Genomic DNA, 14,653 nt, shown 5'->3' on the forward strand with positions numbered 1-14,653 from the left:
TGGATGTTGATAGGCATTCCGCTGCAAACCGCGGAGGGCGAGACCCGTGTCGCCCTCACGCCGGAGACAGCAAAGAAACTGAAGGCGCATGGCCACGTGCTGCGTGTGCAGACCGGCGCAGGCTGCGGCGCCTCGATCCCCGATCTGGCCTATGAGTCCGTTGGCTGCGAGATCACCGATGCGGCGGGCGCATTCGGCTCCGACCTGGTGCTGACCGTCCGCCCGCCCGCGCCGGCAGACCTGTCCTTGATGAAGCCAAGTGCCGTACTGGTAGGCATGCTCGATCCCTTCAACAAGGACAACCTTGCGCGCCTGGCGGCGGCCGGCCTCACCGGCTTCGCGCTGGAAGCCGCCCCGCGCACCACCCGGGCACAGAGCATGGACGTGCTCTCATCGCAGGCCAACATCGCCGGATACAAGGCTGTCATGATGGCTGCCGATCGCTACCAGCGCTTCTTCCCGATGCTGATGACGGCTGCCGGCACCGTGAAGGCAGCCCGGGTGGTGGTTCTTGGCGTCGGCGTGGCCGGCCTGCAGGCCATCGCCACCGCCAAGCGCCTTGGCGCGGTGGTCGAAGCCTCGGATGTCCGGCCCTCGGTGAAGGAACAGGTTGAGTCGCTGGGTGCCAAGTTCATCGAGGTTCCCTACGAGACCGCCGAGGAGCGGGAAGCCGCCGAAGGAGTGGGCGGCTATGCCCGGCCCATGCCAGCCTCGTGGCTCGAGCGCCAGAAGGTAGAGGTGGCCAAGCGAGTGACCCAGGCCGACGTGGTGATCTCCACCGCGCTGATCCCGGGCCGGGCCGCACCGTTACTGATCACCGGGGAAATGGTGCAAGGCATGAAACAGGGCTCGCTGATCGTCGACATTGCCGCTGGCAAAGGTGCCGATGGCGTGAGCGGAAATTGCCCGCTCACCGAAGCGGGCAAGACGGTCGTCAAGCATGGCGTGACCATCGTAGGGGAGACAAACCTGCCCGCACTCGTGGCCGCCGATGCATCGGCCTTGTACGCCCGCAACGTGCTCGACTTCCTGAAGCTGATCCTGCCCAAGGACGGGGGGCTCACGATCGATGAAAGCGACGACATCGTCGCCGCCTGCCTGGTCACCAAGGGCGGAACGGTACTGAGAACCTGAGGAGCAACACTATGGAAGCGGTCTCGCACACCATCATCAATCTCACCACCTTCGTGTTGGCCGTCTATGTCGGCTACCACGTGGTATGGAACGTCACGCCGGCCTTGCACACACCGCTGATGGCCGTGACCAACGCCATCTCGGCCATCGTGATTGTCGGCGCCATGCTGGCCGCCGCACTCACCGAGACCACGCTGGGCAAGGTCATGGGCGTACTTGCCGTCGCCTTGGCCGCCGTCAATGTCTTCGGCGGCTTCCTGGTGACGCGCCGGATGCTGGAGATGTTCAAAAAGAAGGACAAGAAGCCTGCGGCTTCCAGAGAGGGGGCCAAGTGAACCTGGAATTCATCAGTCTGAACGTGGTTACCCTGCTTTACCTGGTAGCCAGCGTCTTCTTCATCCAGGCCCTGAAGGGCTTGAGCCACCCCACCACTTCGATCCGCGGCAACCGCTTCGGCATGACCGGCATGGCCATTGCCGTGCTCACGACCGGCACATTGATCCTCAAGCTTGCCGGGGGGAGCCCGCTAGGCCTTGGCTATGTTCTGCTTGGACTGGTGATCGGGGGCGGTGCCGGCGCATTCATGGCCCAGCGCGTCGAGATGACCAGGATGCCGGAGCTGGTGGCCTTCATGCATAGCATGATCGGCCTCGCGGCTGTGTTCATCGCGGTGGCTGCCGTTGCGGAGCCGCATGCTTTCGGCATTGCGCCCAAAGGTGAGGCGATTCCGACCGGCAACCGGCTGGAACTCTTCCTTGGGGCTGCCATTGGCGCGATCACCTTCTCCGGTTCGGTCATCGCCTTCGGCAAGCTTTCCGGCAAGTACAAGTTCCGCCTGTTCCAGGGCGCCCCGGTGCAGTTCGCGGGCCAGCACATGCTCAACCTGCTGCTGGGCCTGGCCACCGTCGGCCTGGGAGCCGCATTCATCGGCGCCGAGAGCTGGCCGGCGTTCATCGCCATGCTGGCACTGGCCTTCCTCATGGGCGTGCTGATCATCATTCCCATCGGCGGCGCCGACATGCCGGTCGTGGTGTCGATGCTCAACAGCTATTCGGGCTGGGCGGCCGCGGGCATCGGCTTCAGCCTGAACAACAGCATGCTGATTATCGCGGGTTCGCTGGTGGGCAGCTCGGGCGCGATCCTGAGCTACATCATGTGCAAGGCGATGAACCGCTCCTTCTTCAATGTGATCCTGGGCGGCTTCGGCGGCGAGGCAGGCAGTGCGCAAGCGGGCACGATCCAGCAGCGTAGCGTCAAGAGCGGCAGCGCCGACGATGCGGCCTTTATCCTGGGCAATGCCGAGACCGTGGTGATCGTGCCAGGCTATGGACTGGCCGTAGCCCGCGCCCAGCATGCGGTCAAGGAACTGGCCGAGAAGCTCACGCACAAGGGCATCACGGTGAAGTACGCCATCCATCCCGTGGCAGGACGCATGCCCGGCCACATGAACGTGCTGCTGGCTGAAGCCGAGGTGCCTTATGACCAGGTGTTCGAGATGGAGGACATCAACAGCGAATTCGGCCAGGCCGATGTGGCGATCATCCTGGGCGCCAACGACGTGGTGAACCCCGCGGCGCAACAGAAGGGCAGCTCGATCTACGGCATGCCCATTCTGGAAGCCTACAAGGCGAAGACCATTATCGTTAACAAGCGATCGATGGCCGCTGGCTATGCGGGCCTGGATAACGAACTGTTCTATCTGGATAAGACCATGATGGTTTTTGGCGACGCCAAGAAGGTGGTCGAGGACATGGGCAAGGCCGTGGAGTAACTGCGCCACGGACAGAAGAGCGGGCTTCGCGCAAGCATAAGCCGGCACTATTTCCCCATAGGCAAGTCGTCTTGGTCAGCAAAGGCGGCAAGGCGTTTAATTTCGAACAAGGCAAGTCACTTTGCTTTCTCGGCCCAGTCGCCACCACCGCGGGAATCATCAAGTAAAGGCCGCGTTCGCTTCGCCGACACCATCGCGGCACTGAAGTAGAGCGAACGCGGACAGCCTCAGGTGCGCACTGCGACCAGCGGGCTTCCAACCCTATTGGCCAGACACTCCAATGCCAGCCACCCTTGCGCGCAAGGCGGCTGGGAGCGGATTCGTGCGTCCGGCAACCGAGCATCACAACAATGGCATGCAGCACACTGAAAGGGAGTGAAAATGAAAAAAACGCTTATGACCGCCGCTGTTCTCGGGACCATATCCGGCGCGGCGCACTCGCAAAGCAGCCTGTCGCTATACGGCGTCATCGACGTCGGCATACGCTACAACACGCATCAGAATGCCGCCGGCGACAGCAAGATCGGCATGGGCAACGGCGGACCGCTGTCGGGCAGCCGTTGGGGCATGATCGGCACTGAAGACCTGGGCGGCGGCAACAAGGCCCTCTTCCAGCTCGAGTCCGGATTCACACCCGGCACCGGGGCGACCCAGCAATCGACACCGTCGGGCAATGCGCGCCTGTTCGGCCGAACCGCGCTGGTCGGCCTCTCGTCGTCAACCTACGGCGACATCACGCTGGGCCGTCAATACACGCTGGTCCACGAGATGGCGTTCCTCCATGACGTGTACGCCCTGTCAAACTATGTCGGCACGCTCGGCTTCCAGGGTGCGGGACTCACCGGCGGCGGCCGGCTGGACAACACCGTACGCTATTCCTCTCCCACCTTCGGTGGCTTCAGTTTCAAGGGCGCCTACACGTTCGGCGAAATCGCTGGCGACGCCAAGCGGTTCTCATCTCCCGGCGTGGCGGCTTCCTATGACAATGGCCCACTGAGCGTCGGCGCGGCGTTCCAGATCATCAACAACATCGGTGGGCTTACGCCAGCGACGACCCCCTATGGCAGCACGTACTTCGGCATCCTGATCCCCGACAGCACCCAGAAGGTGTTCACCGTAGGCGCGACCTACAAGCTCGGCGCGACCAAGCTATATGCATCCTACATCTATAGCAACGTCTACCCGGCGGGCTACCGGAACGATTCGTTCTCCGCGGCGGTGAGCTACCCACTGACACCCTCGCTTGAACTGAAACTGCCCGTCTACGTGGATCTGCTCAAGCACGGCGGGCAAAACGGCACGCGCATCACCGGCGGCCCGCTGCTGGACTACAGCTTTAGCAAACGCACCGATGTCTACGCGGGCGTCGACTATACAAAGCTGACGGGAGCATGGCGAACACTGGCTGGTACGCCGGGATTCACCCTGCCGGTCAGCGGACGCAATTCCGTGTTCGAGGCCACCATCGGCATGCGGCATAAGTTCTGACGAAGCGGTGGCCTGCGAGCGGCATGGCAATCGCGCCGCTCGCGAGCCATCGATGTCAAGTTCGTTGCTCACCTGGCCGTAAAGGCCGCACAGCGCAAACCAGGCAGCACCTGGCATCTCGGCGCCAGCGACGCCTCTATCTGGGCCCAGGGCATGCGTGTGGCCAGCACTGCAAGCGGATAGCGCAGGTCGATCATGCTGTCAAGCCGGCTGCGGAGGAAATCGGGAGTGCTCATCGGTCAGGTCCTCAACTCCCGGGAAGAGAATCAGATCAATATCGCTTCTGGGACTTCCCGGCCTGGCTCCCTTCCTGCAATCCGTTGCCTCGCTTGGCTTCGTCCCATTCTGAAGGGCCGACAAAATCGCGCTCTGGCGCAATCGGAGGGAGTCCAGGTCGATGCGATGCTCGGCTTCAAACGCTTCAGGAATGCGGCCGTTACGATCTCCGGCATTGAGCTGATGCTTCGCATTCGAAAAGTCAGTTCAACCTCACAAAGCTGCGCCTCGAAGATCACTGCGCCTGCTGTTGGGCAGGCAGTCCTTTCAGCACGATGATGTAGCGACGAATACGCCTTTTTTCGCTCGCGCCCACAATTTGCACCACAGCTTCGAAGGACATGAGCCTATTGTGGGTGGCTCATTATCCTCTTTCGGGAAGACTGATCACCGCCCCGATTTGACGGGTTCTCGTAAATGGGGGCGATTGTCCAAGTCGTGCAAAAAATGGCGCTTTGATCCTAAAATATAGTTTTCGATCAATGACTTGCAATTCTTTGCTTCGAGCAAACGCGTGTGGCTGCGGCTTTGTGCTCTACAGAGCATAGGCGCGTATCTTGGTTCGCCCCCTAGCTGGCGAGCGACAGTTGGCTTGTCCGGCTGGGCTTCATGGTTGACGACTTACACCCTCGCCGAGACACAACACCCCATGATGATAAACACCACCCTGGAAAGGCATTGCGGTCGGGACAGCGATCATGGTGCAACACTAGGCGCGGTTGCGAGACGCCCAAGCTTCTCATGCAGTTCGCGCTGCGTATCCGATGTCATGCCGACGCGGGTGCTGGTCAGGTCCAGTTGTGTGCAGTCAAGTCGGAACGACCACTGGCGATCGTCGATGGCCAACCAGCAGGATCCCTTGGGCCGCCGGTTCATCATCCAAGCGGCGCATTCGCGTTCCCGTTCAAAGTTCGCCAGGTTGCGCGACGAGTCCGCGGACCGGGGCTGTAACGGGGTCGTGCCGACCACGCTGGCACGGGCGCGGAACCGCAGGCCTTGAAAAAATCGTAAGTTCGCAAGCCGCCGAAGGCGAAGGTGGGCCCGATGCGACGCTGTAGCAGCTGTGGATTCGAGAATCCGGCAGGCGCCAAGTTCTGCGAGGAATGCGGCGCCAAGCTGGTTCATGTCTGCCCGGCCTGCGGGCACGAGACCAGCGCGAGCGCCAAGTTCTGCAGCGAATGCGGCGCGCCATTGAGAGCGGCAGGTCGCGGTAGCGCGTCAGCGGCCAGCGCCCCCATAAACTACACGCCTCCCCATCTGGCCGAGCGTATCCGGGCCGCCCGGGCCGCGATGCAGGCGCGGGGCGCGACCGAGGGCGAGCGCAAGACCATCACCGCGCTGTTCGCCGACATGGCAGGCTCGACCGCGCTGATCCGGGATCTCGACCCCGAAGACGCGCGCAGCCTGATCGACCCGGTGCTGGCGCTGATGATGGAGGCTGTGCACCACTACGAAGGCTATGTGGCCAGGTCGATGGGCGACGGCATTCTGGCGTTGTTCGGCGCGCCGATTGCGCACGAGGACCATGCGCAGCGCGCCCTGCTGGCAGCGCTGCGCATGCAGGAGGACATGCGCCGCTACGCCGACCGCGTGCGCCGAGCCCAGGGTATCGCGCTGCAGATCCGCGTGGGCGTCAATTCGGGCGAGGTCGTGGTGCGCGCGATCCGCACCGAGGATCTGCACACCGATTACGATCCGGTAGGCAACTCTATCCACATCGCTTCGCGCATGGAGGGCATCGCAGTGCCCGGCTCGATCGTTGCAAGCGAAGACACGCACAAGCTGGCCGAGGGCTATTTCGCATTCAAGGCGCTCGGCGCGACGCCGATCAAGGGGCTTAGCGAGCCGCTGCCCGTCTTCGAAGTACTGGGCCTGGGCCCGCTGCGCACCCGGCTCCAGGTGTCGGCCAGCCGCGGGCTGGCGCGCTTTGTCGGCCGGGTCCGCGAGCTCGAGCAACTGCGCGAGGCGTGGGCGCTGGCGCAGGCCGGACGCGGGCAGATCGTCGGCGTGGTCGGCGAGCCGGGTGTCGGCAAGTCGCGGCTGTTCCACGAGTTCAAGCTGCTTGCGCCGCGCGATTGCCTGGTGCTGGAGACCTTCTCGGTCTCGCACGGCAAGGCCTATCCGTACCTGCCGCTGATCGATCTGCTGAGGAACTACTGCCAGATCACGGGGCAGGACGACGAGCGCCTGCGGCGCGAGAAGCTCACCAGCAAGCTGCTGACCCTGGACCGCGCGCTGGAAGACAGCCTGCCCTATCTGTTCCACATGCTGGGGGGCACCGAGCCGAGCTCGGCGCTGGCGCAGATGGACCCCCACATCCGCCGGCAGCGCACTTTCGAGGCGATCAAGCGGCTCTTGGTGCGCGAGAGCCTGGCCCAACCGCTGGAGCTGATCGTCGAGGACCTGCAGTGGCTCGACAGCGAGACCGAGGCCTTCCTCGGCTTTCTCGGCGAGAGCGTGGCCAACGCCCGCATCCTGCTGCTGGTCAATTACCGGCCCGAATACCGGCATGACTGGAGCCACAAGGGCTACTACAGCCAGCTGCGGCTCGATCCCCTGGGCGGCGCCGAAGCCCGGGAACTGCTGCGAGATCTGCTGGGCGAGGGTGCCGGGCTCGCGCCGCTCGAGCGCCTGATCCTGGAGCAGACCGAAGGCAACCCCTTCTTCATCGAAGAAGTGGTGCAGACGCTGATCGAGGAGCAGGTGCTGCGCGGCGAGCGCGGGCATTACCGGCTCGAGCAGATCCCGACCGCCCTGCGCATCCCGACCACCGTACAGGGGGTGCTCGCTGCCCGCATCGACCGCCTGGAGCCAGCCGAGAAGGCGCTGCTGCAGACCCTGGCGGTGATCGGCAAGGAATTTGCCTGGAGCCTGATCGCGCGCGTCGTCGAGCAGCCCGAAGACGCGCTCAAGAGCCTGCTGAGCCGGCTGCAGGCCAGAGAATTCATCTACGAGCAGCCGGCGTTTCCGGAGGTGGAGTTCAGCTTCAAGCATGGGCTGACCCAGGAGGTCAGCTACGGTTCGCTGCTGATCGAGCGGCGCCGTGCGCTACACGAGCACACGGGCCAGGCAATCGAGGCCCTGCACAATGACCAGCTCGAAGAGCACTGCAGCGAGCTGGCCCATCATTTCAGCCGCAGCGGCAACGCGGCCAAGGCAGTGGAATACCTGCATTGCGCCGGGCGCCAGGCGGTGCAGCGCTCCGCCGATGCCGAAGCGGTTGCCCACCTCACCAGGGCCCTGGCCTTGCTCGAGACCCAGCCCGACACGCCCGAGCGCGCGCGGCAGGAGCTCGCGCTGCAGATCACCCTCGGCCCAGCCTGGATGGCCGCCAAGGGGCACGGTGCCCCGGAAGTGGAGGCGACCTATACCCGGGCGTTGATGCTATGTCGACAGCTCGGGGATACGACCCAGCTCTTCCCCTCTGTGCTGGGGCTACGTCTGTTCCATATAGTCCGTGGCGAGCTGCGGAGCGCACGCGAGCTGGGAGAGCAACTCCTTGCGCTGGCCGAGAAGGCGCAAGACCCTGCGTTGCTCGTAGAAGCCCATCGAGCGTTGGGGGCCAGCTTATTGAGTCTCGGCGAGCTGGAACCTGCCCGCGCGCAGCTGGAGCAGGCCCTGGCCCTCTATGATCCTCGGCAGCAACACTCGCCTGCCTTCTTTCTGGAGCCCGGCGTGCTCGGGCTGGCCTTCCTCGCCTTGGACCTGTGGCTTCTCGGCTATCCGGATCAAGCCCTGGCGCGCAGCCAGGAAATGCTCGCCCTGGCCCAGACCCGGTCCCAGCCTCTTGCCTCGGCCGCTGCCTTGCAATTCGCCGCCGAGCTTCATCTGCACCGCCGCGAGGCGCAGCCGACCCGCGAGATGGCGGAGGCACTCCTCGCGCTCGCGACCGAGCACGGCTTCCCGTTCTGGTTGACTTGGGGAACAATCCTCTCGGGTTGGGCGCTAGCCGCGCAGGGACGCGCGGCAGAGGGCATCGAAAGGATGCTGCAGGGCTTGAGCGGTTACCGGGGCACCGGGGCGGAGCTTTGGCTACCTCATTTCCTGGCGCTGCTGGCCGAGGCCTATGCGAGAACGGGGCAGGCCGAGACAGGGCTCAAGACGCTGGCTGAGGCGCTGGGCCTGGTGGAGCGGACGCAGGAGCACCTGTACGAAGCTGAGCTGTACCGGCTCAAGGGGGAGCTGACCCTGCTGCATGTCCGCGAGGGAGAGGAGGCCTGCCGCCGGGACGAGGCCGAGGCCTGCTTCCTGCAGGCGATCGCAATCGCCCGCCGCCAGGGCGCCCGGTCGATGGAGCTGCGCGCGGTGATGGCTTTGAACCGGCTGTGGCGGCAGGGCAGGTCGGCCGAGGCGCGCGAGATGCTTAGCGAGGTCTACCAGGGGTTCACCGAGGGATTCGACACATTGGACCTGCAGGAAGCCAAGTCGCTGCTCGCCGTGCTCGATTGAAGCGTGCACCGGGGCGGGGCCATGCTCCGGCGGCTCTGGCGCAGATCGGAGGGGCCGGCGGGCTACGCTCAGGTTTTTGACGAGCGCGAGCCCGCAATGAGTACGCTGAGAGACATCGACTGGTTGTTCAACGGGGCGGCACTTCGACCGCGAAGTCATCGTCCCGTGCGTGCGTTGGTACCTGCGTTACAAGCTCAGTCTTCGAGACCTCGTTGAAATGATGGCCGAGCGCGGCCTGTCGCTTGCGCACACGACGATCATGCGCTGGGTCAAACACTTCACGTCGGAGTTCGTGAAGTGCTGGCATCGGTTTGCGAGATCGGCGGGTCGTTCATGGCGAGTCGACGAGACGTATGTGCAAATCCGTGGCAAATGGGTCTATCTTTACCGTGCAGTTGATCGAGCGGGAGAGACGGTCGACTTCCGGCTCAGCGTCAAGCGCGATGTCGCTGCAGCCAAGGCCTTCTTCGCGAAGGCGATCAAGAGTCAAGGGCCCGCTGCGAAAACCATCACGCTTGACGGCTACGAGGCGTCTCACCGCGCCATGCGCGAAATGAGGACGGACGAGTTGCTGCCCGATGGAATTGCTCGGCAAGGGCAACAGGCTGCGCCGCGTGCCGGTGCCACCTGATGGGGACGACAAAGCGCAGGCCGTATCCCACTGAAACCTCGTCCGACGAATGGAGTTTCGCCGCGCGGTAATTGACGCTGATGAACGAAAAGGCGCCACAACGCAAGCATGACTTGCGGGACCTGCCATGGACTGCGATGCGCCGAATAGCGCCTCCGGTCTGAAGAATGCCTGCCCAGACGCGGGTTTACAGGATTTCCATTGCTTCGCTTAAAGAGCTGTGGCATGCACCAGGCACGCGCGAATGACACGAGGCAAGGGCTCGAGCGAAAGGTCACTTGTGAGGTGCAGGTGGTAGGCCAGGTTGGAAACAGCTGTCCGGCCCACGTGTTTCTCGGTCACCTGGGCGGTGCCCACGTGACACCGCTCAAGCTGGCCTGCTAGTTCATTTTGCCGAGGTCTTCATCACGTCTCCGGTATAGCTTAGGGAGGACAGCTCCTCTTTGGCTTTGGTTGGTGTTTCCAACTCCAGCACCACGCGGCCAACCATCAGACCAATTGAAGGCGAGCTGCGCACGTACTTCGTTTCCCCGCCATCCAGGGCGAAGCTGAGCGTCTTCTCCGTTTCAGTCGACGCCGAGGCTACATATTTTCCAGCTGGTCGGTCAACAAAGAAGAAGCCACCTGGCTTGGAATCCCCAACGACTTGGTTGTTGAGGCGAATCTCCGGTTGAATCGCAGCGCCAAACATGGACGCCGAACGCAGGAAGTAGATGCGGCCCTCCCCTGGTTTGATTGTCGGGATAGAGGCCGCCATCTCGGAATGCTTCACACCCGAAGCGCAACCCGCCATCAGCAAGGACATCGCCATTCCGGCCATCACCATCCGCGCAACTCGTTTCATTCGATGTCTCCCAAGGTCAGGGGTACTGCGGTTGAAAGTGGGGAGTAGTTCTGCTCACCCGGTAAATAGAAGCCCACCAGCTTCTTGTCTTTGAGGACCAAGTAGGCTTCGTGAACCTGCCGACCCTCGATTGTGAAGATCGTTCCGACCGGCTGATAGACAGTACCTTGCGGCACGCGTCCCACCCGCTTCCAGACGGATGTTTCGGCCAATTCTCGTGAGTACCCCGTATCGAGCTGGATCTTTGCTGTTGCCAGGATAACTATGGATCGCACCTCGGTCTCATCCTGGGAAAATTCGACAATTGATGGTTTCGTTGCGATCATTGGGGCACAACTAAATAGAACGATACTGCAGGCGAGTATCACCCAGAGGGGACGCCGACACATCGAGGATAGGCTCTTCATGAAAACGGGTATTTGCATTTATTTTGGAAACCATTTTCAAATCGACAACGGGTCGTGCCTTATTCAATACCGAGACGTTCCTATTCCAGGCCACCATGCCAGAGGCCAAAAAATCGCCCCTCGCAGAAGAGGGGCCAAAGAGACTTACGAGCTACTGACAGCCACAACCCAACTTGCGGCGACCCGAAAATCTTCGGCGATACTATCAAAACCTCGGAATCAGTGTGCGTGACATAAAGCCAATCCAGCGCTAATAGCATAGAAGCTGCGCAATTTCGATATCCACACCCCATCCCCATCTGCGGCAGTCACATTGCGTGTGGTGGCATCGAGCGAGACATGGCCGGCGGTCTGCTGTACCACCTCCAGCGGCGCCCTGACCGCCAGCGCGCGGGAAACGTGGGTGCGCTTGCTGGCGGTACGCAGCCGCGCGGCGAAGCCTCGGCAACAGTGCAGGTGCGCGCGGTGAAGAAGAATATGGACCGACGGGATCGCCTACAGGCCGGCTCGGGGAGAGTGTCGCGGATGTTGCCTCGAGGTCGGTCCAAATAATCCACCGCTCGCACGAGATTCTTGGGGAAAGGAGACGTACCGGCGCACGCAGGCCAGCATCACCTCTAGCGGGTGGTGCAAGTGCATCAAAATCCTCGTGACTTGCAGAGTCATGGCTGATCATACCCAGCTGCATTCGAGATCCGTCCATTCTACTGTGGGCCCATTCCGACGGAGCCCGCTTGAGTCTGCCGACGCGGTCATGGGCCGAGCGCATGACCTATGGCTCCGCGATGACCGCTATTTTTCCTCGAGAACCGGGACGGCCTTGCCCGGAAATCCGCGATGAACTTCTCTTTCGCGTGCCGGAGTCGCAATTGAGAATACGCGCTAATTGTCTCTATTGCGCAGGCTTCCACATCCCCACGCGACATTGAGACATTGTGACACTGGTTTGTCATGGAGTGCGGGCAAGGTCGCCGATCGCGCTGTCTTCTCTAGGTGCTGACGGAATAGTCCCGCGTGCTTTCCGACATCCCGCGAACGCGGTGCGCTGCAGCGAAGCAGACCGCTGGGCGCCGCGGCCCCTTCGTAGTCTGCTTATGCCCCACAACAAACCATGACTGACAAACCGGATGCTTCCCGCCGCAAGGCTTTGAAACTCCTCGCCAGTGCGCCAATGCTGCCGCTCGGTACCAGCTCTCTCGCCCTGCTGGCGGGCTGCGGCGGCGGTGACGACGCCGTAGCCGCACCCACAGCCGCCAGCTTCACCACCGCCGAGTTCACCGGCATGGCGGCACCGACGCTGGACACGCCCGCAGCCATGGCCGCCACGACGGTCAACTCTTCGCTGAAGGTCTCGTTCAGCGACGGCAGCAGCCAGACCTACAAGCTGGCCTACCAGCCGTTCTTCATCACCGGCGACACCGCGCCCGACGGCAAGGGCGGCACGGTCGTGGCAGGCGGCTACTACAACATCAACAACCAGCCGATCATCGACACCTCGGTGGCAGGCAAGGAACGCCAGTTCTTCTCCGACGCCCCGGACGGCAGCTCGCTGCTGACGCTGGCCAACGCCTCCGTGTCCGGCGTCAAAGGCAAGACGGTGTTCGCGGTGGTGCAGTTCGAGTACACCTCGGCCAACCAGAACAACACGAGCATGTATGGCCAACTGCCGTCGCCCATCGCCGTGCTGACGCTGGACCAGGACCCGGCCACAGGCAGGCTCAAGGTGGTCAAGTACCACAACGTCGACACCTCTGGCGTCAACGGCCTGTGGATCACCTGTGGCGCCAGCTTATCGCCGTGGAATACGCACCTCTCAAGCGAGGAATACGAGCCAGACGCCACCAAGGCCGCCACCGACACGCAACTGCGCGGCTTCAGCCAGAACCTGTTCGGCAATCCCGACACGGCCAAACCCTACCACTACGGCCACCTGCCGGAAGTGACCGTGAACGCGGACGGCACCGGCAGCATCAAGAAACACTACTGCCTGGGCCGCATCTCGCACGAGCTGGTGCAGGTGATGCCGGACGAGCGCACCGTGCTGATGGGCGACGACGCCGCCAACGGCGGCCTCTTCATGTTCATCGCGGACAAGGCGCGCGACCTCTCCGGCGGCACGCTCTACGTCGCCAAGTGGAACCAGACCTCGGGTACCGGGCCGGGCGCGGCCACGCTGTCGTGGATCAAGCTGGGAAGCGCCACGAGCGCGGAGATCCGCGCGCTGGTGGACGGTGGCATCAAGGCGGCCGACATCATGGTCGTGAAGACGACCGACCCGGCCGACACGTCGTACACGCGCATCCTGTACGCGGGCAAGCCAAACTGGGTGAAGCTCTTGCCTGGCAAGGAGAAGGCCGCGGCGTTCCTGGAGACACACCGCTACGCCGCGCTGGTGGGCGGCAGCCTGGGCTTCACCAAGATGGAGGGCACCACGGTCAACATCAAGGACAGGAAGGCCTACTCGGCGATGTCGCGCATCGAGACGAGCATGCTGAAAGGCAATGCCGCCAACGCCGGCGACATCCAGGTGGAAGGCCCGTACTCTGGCTGCATCTATGAGCTGAACCTGAAGGGTGGCCAGAAGGACAAGGCAGGCGCCGCCGTCACCAGCGAGTGGGTGCCGGTCGACATGGCCCCAGTACCTGCGCTCGTCAGCGAAGATCTGGGCGGCGGCAAGATGAAGCAGCAGGACGCACTGGGCAATTTCGCCAACCCGGACAAAATCGCCACGCCGGACAACCTGAAGTTCTCCGAGAAGCTGCGCACGCTGTTCATCGGCGAAGACAGCAACACGCACGTCAACAACTTCCTGTGGGCGTACAACGTCGACACGAAGAAGCTCTCCCGCGTGCTGTCGTGCCCGGTGGGCGCCGAGTCCACCGGCCTGCATGCGGTGGATGAGATCAACGGCTGGACCTATATCATGAGCAACTTCCAGCACGCCGGCGACTGGGAAACGCCGCTGCACGACAAGGTCAAGGCCGCACTCGATCCGCTCGTGCGCGCCAACTACAAGGACCGGTTCGGCGCCGCAGTCGGCTACCTGACGGCAGACCCGACCGGCGTGAAGCTGGCCAAGGCCTGACGCGTAACACGCTCTTCTCTGAGGCAGGACTAGGCGGCGGGCCACGGCCCGCCGCATTTTCTTTTGCCAAGAAGCAGCTTCAAGTGCGAGCTGGGAGCCGCATACACCGCTGATCGGTGCTCTGGGTCAGCTTGGGAGCCGGCGGCGGCGGCGGCGGAGGCGGCGGAGGCGGCGCCACGATGGCAAAACAACCGGCTGCCCGCAGGTCGGTCAAGGTCAGGTCAGGCCGTGCCTTGCCATCTGCACACGGATCCACACCATGGCCGCGGCGCGCTCAATCTCAAGAGACATAGGTATCAGGTTCTGGGAGTCTGAAAGGTGCAACGATTTGGGCCGCACAATCCCCCTTGTCGGCATCCCGCACCATCCACATCGCTTCCATGCGTCACGCCGCCTCGGTGATCACGTTGCGGGTAGTGGTATCGAGCGTAGCGTGGCCTGCGCTCTGTCGCACCAGCGTCAGCACCACCTCGGCCAGGCGCAATGGGTTACGCACGGCTCATTGCATCCATATCGACGCAGTGCAACTCGCATGTCCAAGCGTATTCCGACGCAGTGATCAAATCAA

10 protein-coding genes and 2 pseudogenes are annotated in these 14,653 nt (G+C 63.0%); 8 read left to right on the forward strand and 4 right to left on the reverse strand.

The annotated features are described in order from the left end of the window. Positions 1 to 3 precede the first annotated feature (3 nt). The 4 genes from AC3FOF_RS38770 to AC3FOF_RS38785 all read left to right on the forward strand — a co-directional run bounded on the left by AC3FOF_RS38770 (position 4) and on the right by AC3FOF_RS38785 (position 4,393). Entirely contained in the window at positions 4 to 1,134 is a 1,131-nt protein-coding gene (locus tag AC3FOF_RS38770) for an NAD(P) transhydrogenase subunit alpha (protein ID WP_276265726.1), read from the forward strand. Positions 1,135 to 1,145: 11 nt separating this feature from the next. Beyond that, entirely contained in the window at positions 1,146 to 1,469 is a 324-nt protein-coding gene (locus AC3FOF_RS38775) for an NAD(P) transhydrogenase subunit alpha part 2 (protein WP_276265727.1), read from the forward strand. An 11-nt stretch (positions 1,470 to 1,480) separates the two neighbouring features. Then, positions 1,481 to 2,905, forward strand: coding sequence for an NAD(P)(+) transhydrogenase (Re/Si-specific) subunit beta (locus AC3FOF_RS38780; protein WP_276265746.1), 1,425 nt, complete (start codon positions 1,481 to 1,483; stop codon positions 2,903 to 2,905). A 381-nt stretch (positions 2,906 to 3,286) separates the two neighbouring features. Then, positions 3,287 to 4,393: a porin gene (locus AC3FOF_RS38785; protein WP_276265728.1), complete on the forward strand. Its 1,107-nt coding sequence runs from the start codon at positions 3,287 to 3,289 to the stop codon at positions 4,391 to 4,393. A 68-nt stretch (positions 4,394 to 4,461) separates the two neighbouring features. Here AC3FOF_RS38785 and AC3FOF_RS38790 read toward each other — a convergent pair whose 3' ends face one another. Beyond that, positions 4,462 to 4,629 carry a hypothetical protein gene (locus AC3FOF_RS38790; RefSeq protein ID WP_488729657.1) on the reverse strand — a complete coding sequence of 56 codons (168 nt, stop codon included), beginning with the start codon at positions 4,627 to 4,629 and terminating at the stop codon, positions 4,462 to 4,464. Positions 4,630 to 4,783: 154 nt separating this feature from the next. On the opposite strand from AC3FOF_RS38790, the pseudogene AC3FOF_RS38795 reads away from it, so the two are divergent. After that, a pseudogene (locus AC3FOF_RS38795) lies at positions 4,784 to 4,948 on the forward strand (IS6 family transposase); the annotation flags it as partial. 417 nt (positions 4,949 to 5,365) lie between these two features. Here AC3FOF_RS38795 and AC3FOF_RS38800 read toward each other — a convergent pair. Next, positions 5,366 to 5,794 (reverse strand): HAD domain-containing protein, encoded by a 429-nt coding sequence (locus AC3FOF_RS38800; RefSeq protein ID WP_488729631.1) that lies wholly within the window; start codon positions 5,792 to 5,794, stop codon positions 5,366 to 5,368. On the opposite strand from AC3FOF_RS38800, the gene AC3FOF_RS38805 reads away from it, so the two are divergent. Then, the gene (locus tag AC3FOF_RS38805; protein ID WP_488729632.1) at positions 5,714 to 9,118 is read left to right on the forward strand and encodes an adenylate/guanylate cyclase domain-containing protein; all 3,405 of its coding nucleotides are present in this window, start codon (positions 5,714 to 5,716) and stop codon (positions 9,116 to 9,118) included. The two genes, AC3FOF_RS38800 and AC3FOF_RS38805, sit on opposite strands and share 81 nt — an antisense overlap. Positions 9,119 to 9,214: 96 nt before the next feature. Then, positions 9,215 to 9,698 (forward strand): annotated as a pseudogene (locus AC3FOF_RS38810) (IS6 family transposase); the annotation flags it as partial. Positions 9,699 to 10,134: 436 nt separating this feature from the next. Here AC3FOF_RS38810 and AC3FOF_RS38815 read toward each other — a convergent pair. Together AC3FOF_RS38815 and AC3FOF_RS38820 are read right to left on the reverse strand one after the other, a co-directional pair. Next, positions 10,135 to 10,593, reverse strand: a complete 459-nt coding sequence (locus tag AC3FOF_RS38815; RefSeq protein WP_488729633.1) for a DUF2846 domain-containing protein — start codon at positions 10,591 to 10,593, stop codon at positions 10,135 to 10,137. After that, positions 10,590 to 10,919, reverse strand: a complete 330-nt coding sequence (locus AC3FOF_RS38820) for a hypothetical protein (RefSeq protein WP_488729634.1) — start codon at positions 10,917 to 10,919, stop codon at positions 10,590 to 10,592. The genes AC3FOF_RS38815 and AC3FOF_RS38820 overlap by 4 nt, the downstream gene beginning before the upstream one ends. Before the next feature lie 1,192 nt (positions 10,920 to 12,111). Between AC3FOF_RS38820 and AC3FOF_RS38825 the strand changes: the two genes are divergently transcribed. Then, the gene (locus tag AC3FOF_RS38825) at positions 12,112 to 14,085 is read left to right on the forward strand and encodes a PhoX family protein (RefSeq protein WP_488729635.1); all 1,974 of its coding nucleotides are present in this window, start codon (positions 12,112 to 12,114) and stop codon (positions 14,083 to 14,085) included. The last annotated feature ends 568 nt before the right edge of the window (positions 14,086 to 14,653 follow it).

This window comes from Cupriavidus sp. 96C5-1 (assembly GCF_057798855.1).

What these genes read in the sequence shown, in the direction of transcription:
- AC3FOF_RS38770 (WP_276265726.1), top strand. Translation starts at nt 4, where the DNA reads ATGTTGATAGGCATTCCGCTGCAAACCGCGGAGGGCGAGACCCGTGTC.
- AC3FOF_RS38775 (WP_276265727.1), top strand. Translation starts at nt 1,146, where the DNA reads ATGGAAGCGGTCTCGCACACCATCATCAATCTCACCACCTTCGTGTTG.
- AC3FOF_RS38785 (WP_276265728.1), top strand. Translation starts at nt 3,287, where the DNA reads ATGAAAAAAACGCTTATGACCGCCGCTGTTCTCGGGACCATATCCGGC.
- AC3FOF_RS38790 (WP_488729657.1), bottom strand. Translation starts at nt 4,629, where the DNA reads ATGAGCACTCCCGATTTCCTCCGCAGCCGGCTTGACAGCATGATCGAC.
- AC3FOF_RS38805 (WP_488729632.1), top strand. Translation starts at nt 5,714, where the DNA reads ATGCGACGCTGTAGCAGCTGTGGATTCGAGAATCCGGCAGGCGCCAAG.
- AC3FOF_RS38800 (WP_488729631.1), bottom strand. Translation starts at nt 5,794, where the DNA reads ATGAACCAGCTTGGCGCCGCATTCCTCGCAGAACTTGGCGCCTGCCGG.
- AC3FOF_RS38815 (WP_488729633.1), bottom strand. Translation starts at nt 10,593, where the DNA reads ATGAAACGAGTTGCGCGGATGGTGATGGCCGGAATGGCGATGTCCTTG.
- AC3FOF_RS38820 (WP_488729634.1), bottom strand. Translation starts at nt 10,919, where the DNA reads ATGATCGCAACGAAACCATCAATTGTCGAATTTTCCCAGGATGAGACC.
- AC3FOF_RS38825 (WP_488729635.1), top strand. Translation starts at nt 12,112, where the DNA reads ATGACTGACAAACCGGATGCTTCCCGCCGCAAGGCTTTGAAACTCCTC.